The sequence below is a fragment of the Bifidobacterium bohemicum DSM 22767 genome (genome assembly GCF_000741525.1).
Lineage (GTDB): Bacteria > Actinomycetota > Actinomycetes > Actinomycetales > Bifidobacteriaceae > Bifidobacterium > Bifidobacterium bohemicum.
This window is the reverse complement of record NZ_JGYP01000002.1, coordinates 295,949-313,300: the sequence shown is the minus strand read 5'-3', so window position 1 is coordinate 313,300 and position 17,352 is coordinate 295,949. Positions and strand designations below refer to the sequence as shown.

Here is a 17,352-nt window from a genome sequence, read left to right as displayed (position 1 = left end):
TCCGCAACGATTATTGAAGCGACTTACGAATGCGTTTGAGACTGGTGGGGAACTTGGTTCCAAGTTCCTGCGCCCACAGGGAGACGTAGAACTCCTCAAGCATCAAACGAGCTTCGATGAGCTTTTTTTCAAGAGTCTCACGGCGGGGTCCGGCCGGTTCCGTCCTGAGTTGGTCGCGCGCGGAGTCCACCAATCCTTTGGCCTCATCGGCCTGCCAGGCCCAGCGTGCGTCGCGGTTCTTGTCCACCTTGGCTTTGGCAAGACGCATCAGATCAGCATTGAGATACCGATCGATGTTCGGCAGGAATTGAGGTGATGCCTCACCGATGAAACCGGGGTGGACGAGCGTAGCGACGTGTGCACGCACGGACTGGAGCACAGCCAGCATCGGCAGGTCGGCCTTGCCTCCTACGACCGTCTCGACTTCGGCGTAGCGCTTGAGAATGGCGATGACGTCACGGGCCACGGCGTAGACCGTGTCCTCGAAGGTGTTCTTTGCCGCGTTGACTGCTTCCACCAAGGCTGCGTCGTCCGGGAGCTGTTCGACGTTCGGCAACAGGCGTTTGATGGCGGCGTATTGCAGGTCGTCCGTGAGTGCTTTGGTTGAGTCGTAGGGAGCTGATGCGAGCATCAGTGACTCAGTGCCGAGCCATCTTGAGGAGATGCGTTCTGACGGCATGCGCAGTTTTCCTAAAGCCGCGTTCCACAGCATTTCGGCTCGGGAGGTGGTGGTGGCGCCGGCCTGATTCAGCAGATTCGCGCGTTTGACGACCTTGCCCTGACGGCCGGCCTTGTCGGCCGCGACCTTCACGACTTTGCGTGCGCCTGCCTCGGCTTCCTTCGCGAATCTGCGTTGGAGATCTTTGAGCGATTTGCCGGTTCCGAGCACACGGGGTTTGGGACGCGTGCGATTGTTGCGTCCACGGGCGTTCCTGCCTCCTTGCTGCGCGACCGGCTCTTCGATGCTGAAAGTGACTGTCAGGTACGATGGCAGTTTCGCCAGTTGTTCCGGGCCGAAGACCTGAGGGTGGATGGTCGCCCCCAGTGAGCAAATGGCGGCGGCCGTGAAAGCATGTGTAAAATCGGGCCATACCGCTGTGCCTGTCGCCTCATCCGCTGGTGGCATGCACGGTGACTGTTCGCTTCCCGATCCGGGTAAATCAGGATAGTGCTCGTCAAGTGCGGCGCGGATCTTGGCCGCAGCGTCCGGTGCGGGCACGAATTGCACGCGAAGCGCCTTGGGCAATGACTTGATATAGCTAAGAATTAACTCGTCCAAAAGTCCCGGCACGTTCCATGTGAATTCCTCGGGCGTCAGGCGTGTAAGTGTCCTGATGGGTATATGCACGGTAACGCCGTCGGCGGGGTTTTGAGGGTCGTAGACATAGCTGAGTCTAAGATCGATGGGAGTTCCGTCGGTGCCAAGGGTGTGCCAGTGGTCGGGGTAGTCGTCAAGGCTTACTGATTCGTGCTGCGAGAGCCGTTCTACCTGTGTGGGGTCGAACTCGAGTACGTGTGGGTTGCTGCCATGCGTTTCCTTGATCCATTTGGCAAGATCCGCGACATTCGTGACATCCTGAGGGATTACCTCATTATAGAAGTCGAACAGATCCTCGTCGCTGGCCGTCTGGGCGACCTGTCGCGTCCTGCTGACATCGTCCGCGGCCTCGAGCAGGACCGAGCGGTTCTTTTCGATGAATCCATCGTGAGGGAAACGCTGTTGAATATCGCCTTCCACCAGACCTTGACGAAGCAGAAAGTCTCTGGCTTGCGAGGGATTGATGCGGCCCCACTGCACTTGCCTGCCTTGCACGATCGGCAGGCCGTAAAGCAACGTGGTGCTCGAGGCCACGGCGCTGCCGCGAGATCCGGACCAATGCGGCTCGGCGTAGGTTACTCGTGTGAGGTTGCCTGCCAAGGGTTCCGCCCAAGCCGGATCGATGGCCGCTGAGTACCGGGCCCATAGTCGCGAGGTTTCCGTCAAATCCGTCGACATGACCCAAGAGGGGGTCGATTTGGCCACGCTTGAGGCGGGAAAAAGCGCGAACCTCGTTCCTCGAGCGCCTTGGTACTCGTTCTTGGAACGTTTGGCTGCCTGCTTCATCGCGCGGACCTTTGCCGCTCCCTTAAGACCCGCGAAATCGGAGACTTTTGGTTCGCGTACGACCTGCATGCCCATCATCGAAAGCAGTCCGGCGAGCATGGCGGTGTGAATGCCTTGGGAATCCCATGAGCAGACAAGGCTATGAGCTGCCTGCTGATTGATGGGCAGTGCGCGGACCCTGGCGTCCGGGCGCGAGATGGGAACAGGAGAGCCGACTTTGAAGTGCATCTGGCGGCACATCTGACCCAGCTGATTGACCAGGTCCTTCCACTGCCGCAGGCGAAGAAAACTGAAATATTCCGTCTTGCATATACGGCGCAACTGGGCATTGCTCGGGCCTCGATCGCCGTCATCGAAATCACCGAAAACAGCATCCCAGATATTCAGCGCCGTCAGAAAGTCGCTGGTTTCATCGGCATAACGGTTGTGAATGCGGTCGGCGTCATCGCGCGCCTCCTCGGGGCGTTCGCGTGGGTCCTGCAAACTCAGGAACGCGACTATCACGATGACGGCTGCCAGGGTGTTCGGGGTGCCTTTGCTGGCGGCTTCGATGATCATCCGGCCCAGACGCACGTCGATGGGGATGCGGGCGAGCTGTCGGCCCAGGTGAGTCAGACGAACCTCTCCGCTCTTTCGGCTGATGGCCTTGAGTTCCGTCAGTTCGTTGAAGCCATCGGAGACCGCTCGGGTGTCGGGCGGGTCGATAAAACCGAAATGCGTCACGTCGTCGGCCGTCCTGGCCACCCCCACGGAAAGCATATGCAGCACTACGGCGCCCAACGAGGTTCGCAGAATCTCCGGCTCGGTGAATCGCGGCCGGGATTCATAGTCATCGTGCGAATACAGGCGGATGGCGATACCGTCCGTAATGCGGCCGCAACGGCCGGAGCGCTGGTCGGCACTGGCCTGGCTGATCGCCTCGATGGGCAGACGCTGCACCTTGGCAGACTTGGAGTACCTGGAGATTCGCGCCTCTCCGGGGTCCACGACATAGCGGATGCCGGGCACCGTCAGTGACGTTTCGGCCACGTTCGTGGCGATGACGATACGCTGGTGTGGGTGGTTTTCGAACACACGGTGCTGTTCCTTGGCCGACAGGCGGGCGTACAGTGGCACGATTTCGACGGCGTCGGGACGGCGCATGTCGGAAGCGCGCTGGCCAAAGTGATGGCGTATCGCGTCCTCGTACTCATGAATGTCACGCTCGCCGGCGGCAAAGACAAGGATATCGCGGGGTCCGCGGTCGTGTGAGGAGTGGATGGCCAGTTCCGCACAGGCGCGGGCCACGGCCCGAGCCATGTCCTGTGAGTCCGCCAGCGACCCGTTGCCGCCGTGGGAACTGCCGTTGAGTCCGGGAATCCCGCCGTTTTCGTCCGGCAGTGATCCATCCGCAAAACCGGGCACATGCCGCATAAGCGCCGGCATGCCGCCAATCGGCTCATACAGCACCTGCACGGGGTAGGTGCGCCCGGAGACCTCGATTACCGGGACCTTGGTGTGCAGTGCATGTTCAAAATGCTCCTGGAACTTCATCGAATCGATGGTGGCCGAGGTGATGATCAGCTTCAGATCACGCCGTCTGGGTAGCAGTGCGGTGAGATACCCCAGCAAAAAGTCAATATTGAGGCTACGTTCGTGCGCCTCGTCAATGACGATGGTGTCATATTTGCTCAGGTTCGGGTCGCGCTGAATCTGCGCCAGCAAAATACCGTCGGTCACAATGCGTAGACGCGTGGTGGGTGAACTCTCGTCCGTGAATCGCACCTGATAGCCGATTTCGTCGCCAAGCGTAACCCCCATCTCCTCGCAGATTCGTTCGGCCACGGTGCGCGCCGCCAGCCGTCGTGGCTGGGTGTGCACGATCTGATGGCCGTGGGTGCCCCGGCCCATTTCGAGCAGCATCTTCGGAATTTGCGTGGTCTTGCCGCTTCCGGTCTGCCCGGAGATGATGACGACTTGAGAGGACTCGACGGCCCTTGTGATGGCGTCATGCGCTGCGCTGATCGGCAGTTCGCTGGGATAGTTGAATTTCATAGGCATTTCTATGCTACACGTACGTCCGAACGGTGGAACCTCAGTCTGTTTTCGTTGCGTAGAACATTTTGACCTGTTTATACCGTCCAGCTTGTTTTTACGATTGTTGAGATTGCATCGCCATTTCTTGTGGTACTTAAAGCCGTATGCGTCGGGCGATCTGCCTACGGACAGAGAATCAGTCCGTGCGGATTGTGTCAGCGGCTCACTTCGATAACACGATATCCCTTCGAACTGGCGTATTTTCTGACCTCGTATTCGTCGCCAAGCTCTTGCGCCAGCCAAGCAATCAGCGAATCGCCCCCAAGATTTTTCTGCACCACCAAGTAGGCACGCCCGCCGATGTTCAGGCGCGGCAGCCACGTCATCAATAAGCTGTGCAGTTCACTCTTACCGACGCGAATCGGAGGATTGGACCAGATCAGGTCGAAACGCAGGTCCTGCGGCACCTGATCGGTTTTAACCGCGTGGATGCGGCCGGCGATGTTGAGTCTGGCGGCGTTTGCCTGCGTCAGTTCCAACGCACGCTCGTTGACATCTACGGCCCAGATATCAGCCTGCGGTGATTCGAGACCCAGAGCCAGCGCAATCGGCCCCCATCCGCATCCCAGGTCGAGCATCACACCGCCTGCTGGGGGTTGAGGTGCCTGACGCAGTAATACCGAAGTGCCCAAATCCAAGCGATGCCCGGAAAACACTCCGTTTGATGCCTCCACCTCGACTTCGTGTCCGCGCAGATTGACCCGCAGCGTGCGCCGCACGTCCTGCGACGAGGGCTTCGCCGAGAAATACTGTTCGACCTGCTTTACCTGCGTGTTCGCGGTTTTTTTATCGCTCATATGATCCCGTTCAATCCTTCCGCCGCACTCGAGATTTTGCGTCGATGTCAGGGTATCAATACTAGTTCCAGATCGGAACAGACATTGCAAATAGGGCTTGGGAAAACCGAAGCCAGGGATTTCCGTATCGATCGCGGTCGGTTGGTCCAGTGACAATTACGAAATCAATGCCGAAAGGTGATGTCGGAACGCATGGAATAGTGGGGACGGGGGACAGCTAGTGTTTGGGCTTGCCGTTCGATGAAGTGGCGTGATTAAAAACAAAACGATTTTTGCGAGATGAAAGCGAGTGCTCGTACCGTGCCAATGCGGCACCGGTGCCGCTTTAGGGTATTCCCCCGATTTTATGTGAGGCTTGGCGCGTTCGGCTGGTCAGTCGATATGGAAGTGCTTGGTTTTGTGTCTGCCGACCGCTACAATTCATGGTGGTAGGGCGCGTGGAAAGGTTGACGTATTGACAAACGATGATCGGCTTGAGGCCGGCAACGATGAGGTGCTGGGGCGCCGGTCCGACATCTTGCAGGATCAGGGTGCACGGTCGCCCGCGGATATGGACGGGTTTTCGGCGGGGGCCGAGCAGTGGAGCGAGCGTGAATCGCGCAACCAGCTGCGGCGCGTCGTCGGTCTTGGTGAAATGCAGGACGAAGGCGATGTCGAATACCGCAAAGTCCGTCTTGAGCGCGTCGTGCTCGTCGGGGTGTGGTCTCGCAACGAAACCACGCTCGAAAAGGCCGAGGAATCGTTGCGTGAGCTTGCGGCGCTCGCCAACACCGCCGGGGCCCAGGTGTGCGATGGCGTCCTGCAGCATCGGCTGAAGCCTGACGCGGCGACGTACGTGGGGCGCGGTAAGACCAAGGAGATCGAGGGCATCGTGGCTCGACATGAGGCGGACACGATTATCGTGGACGGCGATCTTGCCCCCAGCCAGCGTCGCGCGCTTGAGGACGCCACCAAAGTGAAAGTGGTCGATCGCACCGCCGTCATCCTGGATATCTTCGCCCAGCACGCCACTAGCCGAGAAGGTAAGGCACAGGTGGAGCTGGCGCAGCTTGAATACATGCTTCCACGTCTTCGCGGCTGGGGCGGGTCCTTGTCGCGCCAGGCCGGTGGTCAGGCCGCGGGCGTCAATGGAGGCATCGGTTCGCGAGGTCCGGGCGAGACACAGATTGAGATGGACCGACGCGTCATTCGTACGCGTATTGCACGCTTGAAGAAGCAGATCCGAGCGATGGCCCCCGCCCGTGACGTCAAGCGTGGGTCGCGGCGGCGTCTCGGGCTGCCGACGGTTGCGGTGGTCGGTTACACGAACGCCGGCAAGTCGTCACTGGTCAATCGGCTGACCGGTTCAGGCGAGCTGGTGGAGAACGCTCTGTTTGCCACTCTCGACACGGCGGTTCGCCGGGCCAAGGCGCATGACGGGCGCTTCTACGCATACGTCGATACTGTCGGTTTCGTGCGCAGCCTGCCCACCCAGCTTGTCGAAGCGTTCAAATCCACGCTTGAAGAAGTCGCGGGCGCGGACGTGATTGTGCATGTCGTTGACGCTTCCACGGCCGACCCGTTCGCCCAGATCGAGGCCGTCAACCGCGTATTGGCGGACATTGACGGCGTGGAGGGCATACCGCGTGTGCTGGTGTTCAACAAGGTCGATCAGGTGGATGCATCCACGGTGGGACGTCTTGCCAACATGCGTCCTGAGGCGCTTTTTGTATCGGCGGCCTCTGGTGAGGGGCTCGATCGGTTGCGCGACGCGGTCGAGTCCTTGCTGCCCGCGCCTGAAATACACGTGAGTGCGTTGCTGCCATATAGCGCCGGTGGGTTGCTTTCCGAAGTCCGAGAGTATGGCAAGGTGCAGAAAGTGGAGTACCGGACCGAAGGCGTCGCGCTCGAGGCCGATGTGGATTCGCGGCTTGCAGCCCGCGTCCTGGATTCCGCCGTCGGGTGACGCGAAGTGCGGTTTTATTGCCGGTTTGAGAGTGTTTCGTTTGATTGAGTTTCATGCCTTGGTGGGGGATGTGGCGGCGTTTGTGCACGATACGAACCTTCCTTGTGCGTTTACGTGGACACTTGGAATTATTGCGACAGGTTTTGCCGGGCCGGCACCAACACCTTGATAAGGTCCGTAAGGGTTTCAATAACCATACCCATGCTGTGCGCAATCGCTCAGATATACAAAACGAAGCAAATATTTGGCATCAATCCGCTTGGGGGGAAGGAAACGGCCAACGTCACACGAAACGAATGTGGCATGATTGACATTCTGTTTGGGCGCGGACGGTGTGGCAGTGCAATCGTTGATGGGCATTGGCTGGTATAATTAAGCAAAGGTGTGACTGCGCAGTTCGTAGTGTGCGGCTGTCTTGTGGTCATCAATCCACGAAAATGGCGGTTTTGCTGCGTGACGTTTGGTCATGAGTTGTCGTATTTACGTCGCACGGCATCGGATAAGATCGCCGTCGACGAATACGGTATGTTCATGTTCGGACACTGCATTGGATGAAAGGGAAATGAAAGACATGGTCGATATACAGAATAAGCCCACGAAACTCGCAGTGATTGGCGCCGGTGCGGTCGGCTCCACATTGGCTTTTGTCGCGGCTCAGCATGGGGCGGCGCGCGAGATCGTGCTTGAGGACATCAACAGGGAACGTGTCGAGGCCGAGGTGCTCGACATGCAGCACGGGTCGAGCTTCTATCCCGCCGTTTCCATCGACGGCTCGGATGACATGGAGATTTGCCGTGACGCGGATGTTGTGGTCATCACCGCAGGGGCGCGTCAGAAACCGGGGCAGACTCGGCTTGATCTGGCGGGTGCCACCATCAACATCATGAAGTCCATCATTCCCGCGGCCACCAAGGTCGCGCCGAACGCCATTTACATGCTCATCACCAACCCCGTGGATGTGGTCACTCAGGTTTCGCTCAAGCTGTCCGGCATGCCGGCCAATCAGATGTTCGGCTCCGGAACGAATCTCGACTCCGCGCGGCTGCGTTATTTGATCGCCCAGCATACCGGCGTGAATGTTAAGAACGTGCATGCCTACATCGCCGGCGAACACGGCGATTCCGAGGTGCCGCTGTGGGCCGAGGCCACCATCGGAGGCGTGAGCATGTGCGACTGGCAGGCGTTGCCAGGGCGTCCTGCGCTGGATGATGCTGCGCGCGAGAAGATCCACGAGGAAGTCAAGAACGCCGCGTATCGCATCATCAACGGCAAGGGGGCGACGAACTATGCCATTGCCATGTCGGGCATCGATATCGTCGAGGCGATTTTGAACGACACCAACCGCATTCTGCCGGTGTCGTCGTGGCTCAACGATTTCCACGGCATCAGCGATGTGTGCATGTCGGTGCCGACCTTGTTGAACCGGTCGGGCGTCAACTCGCAGATCAACACGCCTCTCACCGATCACGAGCTTGAATTGTTGCAACGCTCTGCGGTGACGATCAAGGACATGGTCTCCAAGTTCGGATTCTGATTTCGGTGGTTTGGCCGTTCGACGGTTTGACGGATTGTCCACTTGACGGTTTTGTCGGATTGCGGGTTTGAAGGTGGAGCGCAACCTAGGGTTGCGTTCTGCCGTTTTATGTGAAAACGATTGTCGTATTCACTGTCAAAACACCATGAACGGCACGATGATGTGCGTTGTGTGTGACCTTCAGCCTACAGAGTCAAAACGTTGTGCTTATTGGGTTTATGTGGGGTATAGTAGCCCTTCTGATTACTGGAAGGCCATCGTGGACAATGGAGAGACGCATGTCAGACGTGAACTCGGCGAATCCGGACAGTCGGGATGCCGGCGCTGTAGTAAGTGACGATATCAGCATTGCCTCCTCCTTGCGTGATCAGACGGAGGCCTCCCTTGAACATCAGAAGCGGCTGATGATCTCGCTGTGCATGACGCTGACGATCTTCGTGGCGGAAGTGGTCGGCGCCTTGATGACCGGTTCGCTGGCGCTGCTCGTGGATTGCGGACACATGCTCACTGACGTCGCCGTGTTGGCGACCTCCACGGTCACGGCGATTCTCATGCGTCGTAGGCCCAGTAAGAAACGAACATGGGGTTGGCTTCGGTTGGAGCCGATTACGGCAGGCCTGGGCGCGCTGGTGCTGTTGGGTGTCGGTGTCTATGCCCTCGTTGAGGCCGCGATGCGCCTGACCGGTGCCGTGCCCGAGGATGTCACCGATTTCGGGCTGCTGCTCGGTTTCGGCGTTCTTGGATTGGCTTGCAATATCGCCTCGGCATTCGTGCTTTCCGGTCGGCACAACGACAACATGAATATGAAAGCCGCTTTTCTCGAAGTAGTGAACGATGCGTTGGGCTCAGTGGCTGTGGTGTCGTCCGCGATCATCATGTTGGCCACCGGTTGGCGTGGCTTTGATGCGGTTGCCGGCGGTGTCATCGCCCTTATGATTATTCCGCGCGCATGTGTGCTGATTCGTAACGCTGTGCGGGTGCTGCTCGAGCAAACCCCGGAGGGACTTGATCTCGACCGGGTACGCGAGCATATGCTGGGTGTCGAGCACGTTGTCGGAGTACATGACATTCATGCCTCCACGGTTTCCACGGGCATGCCCATCCTGACCGCGCATGTCGTTGTCGAACGGAATCTGTCCATGGCTCAGGCGGCTCAGATCTTGACGCAGCTGCACGAATGCCTCGTCAGACACTTCGATGTTTCGGTGCCTCACACCACGTTCCAACTTGAGCCGCAAGGCTTTGAGATTGAGCAGGGCGAACCGGCGCACCAATAACAGGTGTCCAGTGCCGGGTATGAGAGTCCGGGGGTCCGCGTGTTGTCGGATGCATTCGGTGAACCGGAAATGCGTCATATTGCGGTGGCTTCATGTTTCTTGATATTTCACTCGTATCGTTTTCCCTGAAGGGTGATCACTGGCTGCGTTTCGTTCGGATGCAAACATCTGGGCGAATATGGACGGTGGTCCGCGGTTTACAGGCTCAATCGTGCTTGAATGCCGCAAATAGGAGAATGGAAACGGTATGGATTCAACGGATGATATCAAATCTGCCGACAGTGTGAGATCTTCGATGGGCGTAGCTATGGGCGGGCCGTCTGCCGGTAGTTCGCAACGAACGGATGGAATCGCGGTTGTTCCCGGTAGTTATGACACTGATTACGGTGGCGCTTCTGCATCTGGCCTGATACTGAGTACCGAGGGACTGACCAAAGCCTATGGACGTCAGATCGCGGTCTCAAAGGTCTCTTTGCATGTGCCTCAGGGCAGCGTCTACGGTCTGCTCGGTCCTAATGGCGCGGGCAAATCGACCATTCTCAAGTGTTTGACGGGTATGTCTCGTCCGACCGGCGGGCATATTCAGGTTTTCGGCCACACCTGGCAACGCCGAGATCTTTATGACATCGGTTCCTTGATCGAAGAGCCGCCGGTGTATCCCAACCTCACTGCTCCGGAGAATCTCAGAGTGCGCACCACTTTGCTCGGACTTCCGGAAACCCGTATCGAAGAGGTGCTAAGCACGGTCGGTTTGACAAATGTCGGCAACAAGCGGGCCGGGCAGTTCTCAATGGGCATGAAACAGCGTCTCGGCATAGCGCTGGCATTGCTTAATCGTCCGAAACTGCTCATCTTGGATGAACCGACCAACGGCCTCGATCCGCTGGGGATCGAAGAGCTGCGCGGCATGATCAAGGGATTTCCTGCACAGGGCATGACTGTCATCGTCTCGAGTCACATCCTCTCGGAAGTTGCACAGATGGCTGATTATGTGGGCATTATTGCGGCTGGTCGGTTGGCATACGAAAACCGGCTTGACCGCAAAACCGATTTGGAACAGTTGTTCATGGACGTGCTCAGGAAAGAGGGGGTGCGATGAGCCGGGTTGAAAGTTGGTTCGGGCCACGGGGTACGACGGCGATTGAATCGGGACGCATTCACATTTCATTCGGTCACGTCTTGAAGGCCGAGTTTCTCAAGGGGAAACGAGCCGCGCCCGTCAAGATGCTCATCGGTTTTTGCTTGGCTGTGGTGCTGGGAGTGTTGGTCGGCTGGGCGGCTGGTTTCAACGTAACCACCCTCCTGAACTACTGGTATGCCTTGTTGCTTCCTGCGTTCGTGGTGCTGACGTGCGTTTCCGTGGTCAACCTGGATGCCAAACATCACTGGCGCGCGACTTCGTGCCTTCCGGTGGACGGCGGCAGCGTATGGATTGCCAAGATAACATATTGCGTCGCACTGTCTGCGACTGAGATTGCGTTGGTGCTTTTGATCGTGACGATCGGCGGCGGATCGATCGGTTCGGGTGAAGCGGCGGCGGCCGGACTTTCGCTGCTGGTGACGAGCGCTTGGATGATTCCGGCCGCATTGGCGCTGGCTGATGGGTTCGGGACGCTGGTTGGCGTTCTGGTGACGTTCCTGCTTGATGAAGTGCTCTCGATTGTCATGTGGAGTAATGCTACATTGTGGATGTATTGTCCGCCCGGTGCCATGCTCGATGTGGTCGTGCCGATGTTGAAAGTGATGCCTAGCGGTGTGCCGGTGCCAATGGAGCCGGATTCGCCTTTGAAAACCGCGCTAGCCACGTTCGGCTCGCAGCATGTGACTGCCCTCGCGGTCTCGTTGCTCGTATTTCTCCTGCTTTCGGCACTTACGGCCGTGTGGTTCTCCGGCAAGGAGCAGCGGTGATGATGCGTGTGATCGATGATGACGATAAGGCGAGGACTACCGATGATGCTTTACGTACCAGGATGCCGGTAGGAGATAAAAGCCCGTTGTCCCCCCATGCTGCGTTATGGCGTTCGATGCTTTCTGAATGGCTGCGTATATTCCGTACCGGTTTGATCAGTCTTCACATGGTATGTGGCTTGCTTGCGGGGCTGGTGTGCGGTGCTTACTTCGCTGTCTCGGTCTTCGACCCTCGCTTGGCTGCGGATGCCTTCTTCCAATTGCTGGGAGAGGCGATGCCCCTGATGGCGGCCATTGTGTGCGGCGTCAGCGCCGACAAAGAACGGGAGGCTGGCGGTTATGTCAACCTATTTGGCGTTCCCTCCAGACGTTCGGCCTTCGCCGGTAAGATTGTGGTCTTGTGGCTGCTGGGCTTTGGCGCGCTCGCATTGGCGGGGGTTGTTTTTGCCGATGTCCTGACGGCAAGGGGAGTCAATGGTCTTTCGTTCAGCGCATATATCCTGGCTGTGTTCGGCATCACGTTCGGTTCGTTGCCGCTGTATATGATCTTTGTGCCTATGGCGGTCGGGCTTGGTCGCAATGTCGTTGTTGGTTTGGGGGCGGTAGGCACGCTGCTCGCTTCGCTTGCGATGGGTGGAGTCTTGAATGGGCTGAATACCGGGACGCTGAGTGGGCTGGCCGCTTCGGATGGTGTTTGGGCCTGGGTTCCATTTACCTGGCAGGTGCGGATGGGTGCGCTTGGCATTGAGCAATCCATCATTCGTTGGTCACCTGATGCCACGGTGATGCTCTCTGATTTGAAGCAAAGTGTGTGGAGCACCGTTGCGCCGTGCGGTGTGTTGACCTTTTTGCTGGGATGCTTGCTGTTTTCGACGGTGAATCTTTTTGAAAACAGACGTACGGTTTCGTCGTAGGGTCGAGTTGAGATGGTTTTGATTGCGGTCGTCAGCGCGTTTTGTGCGCGTTCGTTCCATCCTTTGCGCATGGTGGTGAACCGGCTTTTCGGCGGTCGTCTGAGTTTTGTTTTGCGGCATGGTTATATGCGGAAGAAGGTGGATCTTGAACAATCGTAGCGGGTCGAGTGCGGGAGAATCGCATATGGGAGCGCACGGTAGGATTCTTGTCGTCGATGATGACACGAGAATCACGACGATGCTTACGGCGATCCTGGCCAAGGACGGGCATGAGATCACGGTCGTCAATGACCCTCGTAAGGTCCTGCATCTCGATTTGGGGCGTTTCGACCTCATCCTGTGCGATGTGATGATGCCGAAACTTGATGGCTTCGAGCTTGTTCGCCGCATTCGGAAAGACGTTGCCTGTCCGATTCTGTTTCTGACGGCCAAAACGGACGAAGACAGTGCGGTTTTGGGCTATGGGCTGGGAGCGGATGATTATGTTCGAAAGCCTTTCGGGGCCGCCGAACTGCGGGCCAAGGTCAACGCTCATTTGCGTTCGAGGGTCCGTCAAGCACATCACCCGGTGCTGCGTTTTGGTCGTGTGACGACCGATTTGTTGGCCGGTGTCTTTTACGTTGATGAACTTGAGGTTCCGCTTACTGGCGCGGAATACCGTATTTGTGAGTTTCTTGCCGAACAGCCGGGGCGCGATTTCTCGCGTGAGCAGATATGGGATGGATGTCTGTTGTCGGGTGACGATTCGCTCGACATGCGGGCCGAGCCCGAACGGGCGACAGTGGTCACCACGCATATGAGCAATATCAGACGTAAATTTGCGGTGTTTGGGGTGGAACCGATTAAAACGGTATGGTCCGTTGGGTATCGATGGGTGGCGTGAAGGTGAGATGACACCTGTCTGGAAACAGGATGGTAAAAGCGAATATACCGGCGTTCGGTGCGTGAAAGGTGGCGACGATATATGGATGACAGGAACAGAAGTGTAGCGAACGCGGCAACGAACAATGCTCTGGGCAATGCCGCTGACCGTGTGGGCGACGATTCGGTGTCGGGAGGGCGATGGTTGCGTTGCCGTCGGACTGTTCATCATTTCGAGCAGCCGATCGCTTTGTTTAATATCCGCTATTTTCTCTATGTTCTGCTAGGTGCGCTCCTTTTGGTGCTGGCAAATGTCGTCGGGGTGCCGATCGTGTTTGAAGGTAGTCTTGCCTATCCCGCTAATTACGCCGAGCGGAACGTTTCGAGGGTCGTCAAATCAATTGCCGCGATGACGACGGTGGATGATGACGCCATTCCCTCCGCGTACCGCTACGTGCTCTATTCGGACACCGGCACTCGGATTGGTGGGGACATCACTCCGGGGATGGAGGCCGGGTCTGTCGAGGCAGTCAAGAGGTATTTCGTGCGGTATGGCACTGACATGGCCCATCAGTCCGTCAAAAGATCGAATGAAAAACAGGGGAATGCGGCTGGTGCACCTGCTGATCAACGGATTGCCGAAGCCATGCCGATGCTCACCTCCAGACAGGAAAACGGTGATACGTATGTGGTGTTTGCTACGGCTGGGAATCAGTATTGCGTACTTGTGTATTCCATAATGCCTCAATGGATCGCCAAATCTCGACGTGATCGACTGCCTAACCCGCAGAACCTGGTCCTGCTGACGGATGCGATCCTTTTCGTTGCGCTGCTTGTTGTGATTGGGTTGCGGTCCGGCAGAGTGCTGAGTCGAAAGTTGCAGGTTTTTTCTGATATAGCAAATGCCATCGGGAATAATGACTTGGATTTTGTGATTCCTTCGACCAATATCATCGAGATCAACTGCACCTTGCGGGCGTTTGAACGGATGCAAGCGGCGCTGAAGGCATCCCTCGAACGACAGTGGTCGGTGGAGGAGGATCAGCGCCGTCAGTTGGCCGTATTAGGGCATGATGTAAAGACTCCGATCACGATAGTGCGCGGAAACGTGGATCTGTTGGGGGAGACCGATCTGACCGATGAACAGCGGGGATATCTCGACGCCGTTTCCAACGCTGCTGTGCAGATGACCGACTACGTGGATTCGATGGCTAGGGTGACCTCCGCATGCTCGGATAATGACGTTGCTGATGATGCTATCACGGTTCCCCTGTTTCTGGAGGAGATCGGGAAGCAGGCAGTGGGGTATTTAAGGACGCGAGGTCTGACCCTTGAAGTCGATCGAGATGATGTCGGAGCGGAAACGACTGGCTGTTGGCAGGTGCCGCAAGCTGATACTCTTATTCGTGCTGTTATGAATGCGGTGTCGAATGCGGCTGATTATTCTCCGGTTCACGCCTCCGTGGAATTGAGGCATCGGATTGATTGGGTGTGGTGGCGTAACGGTGGTGGGGTTGCGGATATTGTTGACACCGACGAAGATGCGCGGGCTGCCTTGGCCCGAAGGTCGCATGCCGATGGGTCGCATGAAAGAGTTCCGGAACTGGTCGTTTCGGTGTGTGATGGTGGGTCAGGTTTTTCGTCCAAGGAGTTACTCCACGCCACGCAATGGCTGTATCGTGGTGACGAAAGCCGTTCCGTTCCGATGGACGCTTCGGATGCATGGAAGCATCAGGGAATTGGATTGGCTATGGCAAGCGATGCCGTCAAGCATGTGGGTGGTAGCTTGCGTATTGAGAACCGTGGGGACGGATCCGGGGCAATGGTCACTTTCTCGATACCCCTTGTGATAGGGCCTGATGGTGACTAGTAAGTGTTCCTGACGGTCAGTCGGTTCTACGGTCCGAATGGACCTGCGAAGAGTGTGCGAGTCTTGCCGGGAAGGCTACGTGTGGTCTGCGACGGTCTACACCTTACGCAGCACGGTGACAACTTTACCCATGATGACGGCATGGGTGCCGTCGATAGGGGAGTATGCGGGGTTGTGAGGCATCAGCCAGAGGTGACCGTGATCTTTGCGGTAGGTCTTCACCGTCGCTTCGTCGTCCAGCAGAGCCGCCACGATATCACCGTTTTCGGCATCTGACTGTTCCCGTACCACTACGAAGTCCCCGTCGCAGATGGCGGCATCGACCATGGAATCCCCGTGTACTTCCAGCATGAAGAGGTTGCCGCCGGTGCCGGTGAGGCGTTCCGGTAAACGCATTACGTCTTCGACTTGTTGGTCGGCGGTGATGGGGGCGCCGGCCGCGATGCGCCCGACCAGTGGCACGTTGCGCGACTCGATGATTGATTCCTCCTGCGCGACTACCGGCGGTTGGGGCATCACATCGACGGCACCTGTGGTGGCTTGTGACCCGTCATCTACCAGTTCGAGGGCGCGCCCTTTGTTGGCGTTCATGCGGATATATCCCTTGTTTTCCAGGGATTCGAGCTGGTGCTTTACTGAAGAGGGGCTTTTGAGTCCCGCCGCATCGCCGATTTCACGGAATGATGGCGCGAAGCCGTACTGCTTGACGTGCGCTCGGATGGCCTCAAGCACCTTGTGCTGGCGATCCGTCAAGTGTCTGTCCTGTGACGGTTTAGGTCTGTCTGTGGTCTTGGGGGGTGCTGTCACTGGTCTTTCCTTTCGCGTCTCCTTCGAGTATAGTCTATATTCACAAAAAAATCAAACAGATGTTCGATTTCGGATTTGCAAAAGTCGAACATCTGTGCGACTATAGTACATACGTTCGATAGAACACATGTTCGATATTTAAGTGTATGAAAGGAGTTACGATGTCGGATACGACAAGCACGGGGTCAATGAAGTCCGAGAGTGCGGTGAATGGCGATGGCGGTGCGGAAAGCGTGCCAAGACGTGTCTATGCATCCCGTCGTATGCTGGCGGTTTTATTCGCGTTGGCCGTCCTGTGCTGTGGGTGGCAGGTGGTGTCACCGGATAGGGCCAATGCCGCTCAAGAAGCGGCTCCGGTCGTCACTTACACGGTGCGCCCCGGCGATACCCTATGGGCATATGCCAAAGAGGTTACGCCAAGCGACAAGAGCGTTGCGGATACTGTCGACCATCTGATGAGTCTGAACAACCTCAGGTCGGCTGAACTGAAACCTGGTCAACGTATCGTGGTTCCGCAGTGCAACTGATGTGAGCGCCATGGCGAATCGGCTCGTAGATGTGTCGTTTCTGTATGGATTAGCCATCGAAATATCCGTCTGCAGTGACTACACGGCGCAGAATTAGATTTTTTGACGTCAAACCGTTACTGTAGTAGACATGCATTGTCCTTTTTGTCAGAACCCCGATACCAAAGTCGTCGATACGCGTATCAGCGAAGACGGCCATGCCATAAGACGCCGTCGAGAATGCCCTAAATGCGGCAAACGGTTTACCACTGTGGAAACCACCATGCTATTGGTCACTAAACGATCCGGCAGTATTGAACCTTTCGATCGGGAAAAGGTTATCAATGGTGTTCGTAAGGCCTGCCAAGGCAGACCCATTGACGAGGATGCTCTCAAGCTGCTTGGACAACGTGTCGAGGAAGACCTGCGTAGTCAGGGGCTGGCACAGGTCAAGTCCGAAGATATCGGCAAGGCGATTCTTACGCCGTTACGTGAACTTGATGAAGTCGCTTATCTCCGTTTCGCCAGCGTTTATCAGAATTTCGACGGTTTGGCCGACTTTGAAAACGCCATTGAAGAGCTCAAAAGTGATCATGCTTAGCCGGGCGGTAGAGCCGAACGACAGCTGTTGTTTCTAACGGTTCGTATGCGTCCTTGTGAGGGAATGGACGAATGGTCTTCGCGCATTGGCCGGGTTGCCGAGGATGCCGACGGTTGGTGCCGAGCGGCTTGCGGCGTACCTAAGTATGGCCA

Annotated in this window: 13 protein-coding genes; 10 read left to right on the top strand and 3 right to left on the bottom strand. The window is 57.2% G+C overall.

What is annotated here, in order from left to right; all coding sequences use genetic code 11:
• Positions 1-10 precede the first annotated feature (10 nt).
• Positions 11-4,138: a DUF3418 domain-containing protein gene (locus tag BBOH_RS03590; RefSeq protein WP_033521330.1), complete on the bottom strand. Its 4,128-nt coding sequence runs from the start codon at positions 4,136-4,138 to the stop codon at positions 11-13.
• Positions 4,139-4,335: 197 nt separating this feature from the next.
• A complete protein-coding gene (locus tag BBOH_RS03585) occupies positions 4,336-4,977 on the bottom strand; it encodes a class I SAM-dependent methyltransferase (protein ID WP_033521329.1) in 642 nt (213 codons plus the stop codon).
• A gap of 454 nt (positions 4,978-5,431) precedes the next feature.
• On the opposite strand from BBOH_RS03585, the gene hflX reads away from it, so the two are divergent.
• From hflX to BBOH_RS03545, 8 genes are all read left to right on the top strand, one after another.
• Positions 5,432-6,922: a GTPase HflX gene (gene hflX / locus BBOH_RS03580; RefSeq protein WP_033521328.1), complete on the top strand. Its 1,491-nt coding sequence runs from the start codon at positions 5,432-5,434 to the stop codon at positions 6,920-6,922.
• Between the two features lie 571 nt (positions 6,923-7,493).
• Positions 7,494-8,456, top strand: coding sequence for an L-lactate dehydrogenase (locus BBOH_RS03575; protein WP_033521327.1), 963 nt, complete (start codon positions 7,494-7,496; stop codon positions 8,454-8,456).
• A 404-nt stretch (positions 8,457-8,860) separates the two neighbouring features.
• Entirely contained in the window at positions 8,861-9,733 is an 873-nt protein-coding gene (locus BBOH_RS03570) for a cation diffusion facilitator family transporter (protein WP_237743155.1), read from the top strand.
• Between the two features lie 247 nt (positions 9,734-9,980).
• Complete coding sequence (locus BBOH_RS03565; RefSeq protein WP_272945334.1) at positions 9,981-10,832, top strand: lantibiotic protection ABC transporter ATP-binding protein; 852 nt, start codon at positions 9,981-9,983, stop codon at positions 10,830-10,832.
• Positions 10,829-11,641, top strand: a complete 813-nt coding sequence (locus BBOH_RS03560) for a lantibiotic immunity ABC transporter MutE/EpiE family permease subunit (RefSeq protein WP_033521326.1) — start codon at positions 10,829-10,831, stop codon at positions 11,639-11,641. Before BBOH_RS03565 ends, BBOH_RS03560 begins: the two co-directional genes overlap by 4 nt.
• Positions 11,641-12,555, top strand: a complete 915-nt coding sequence (locus tag BBOH_RS03555; protein ID WP_052118167.1) for an ABC-2 family transporter permease — start codon at positions 11,641-11,643, stop codon at positions 12,553-12,555. Before BBOH_RS03560 ends, BBOH_RS03555 begins: the two co-directional genes overlap by 1 nt.
• Before the next feature lie 145 nt (positions 12,556-12,700).
• Positions 12,701-13,438 (top strand): response regulator transcription factor, encoded by a 738-nt coding sequence (locus tag BBOH_RS03550; RefSeq protein WP_237743118.1) that lies wholly within the window; start codon positions 12,701-12,703, stop codon positions 13,436-13,438.
• Positions 13,439-13,519: 81 nt separating this feature from the next.
• Positions 13,520-15,286: a HAMP domain-containing sensor histidine kinase gene (locus tag BBOH_RS03545; protein WP_033521324.1), complete on the top strand. Its 1,767-nt coding sequence runs from the start codon at positions 13,520-13,522 to the stop codon at positions 15,284-15,286.
• Positions 15,287-15,382: 96 nt separating this feature from the next.
• Here BBOH_RS03545 and lexA read toward each other — a convergent pair whose 3' ends face one another.
• Positions 15,383-16,093, bottom strand: a complete 711-nt coding sequence (gene lexA, locus BBOH_RS03540) for a transcriptional repressor LexA (protein ID WP_033521323.1) — start codon at positions 16,091-16,093, stop codon at positions 15,383-15,385.
• A 161-nt stretch (positions 16,094-16,254) separates the two neighbouring features.
• On the opposite strand from lexA, the gene BBOH_RS03535 reads away from it, so the two are divergent.
• Complete coding sequence (locus BBOH_RS03535) at positions 16,255-16,620, top strand: LysM peptidoglycan-binding domain-containing protein (RefSeq protein WP_074428523.1); 366 nt, start codon at positions 16,255-16,257, stop codon at positions 16,618-16,620.
• A 130-nt stretch (positions 16,621-16,750) separates the two neighbouring features.
• On the top strand, positions 16,751-17,200 hold the full coding sequence (gene nrdR, locus BBOH_RS03530; protein WP_033521322.1) for a transcriptional regulator NrdR: 450 nt from the start codon (positions 16,751-16,753) through the stop codon (positions 17,198-17,200).
• The last annotated feature ends 152 nt before the right edge of the window (positions 17,201-17,352 follow it).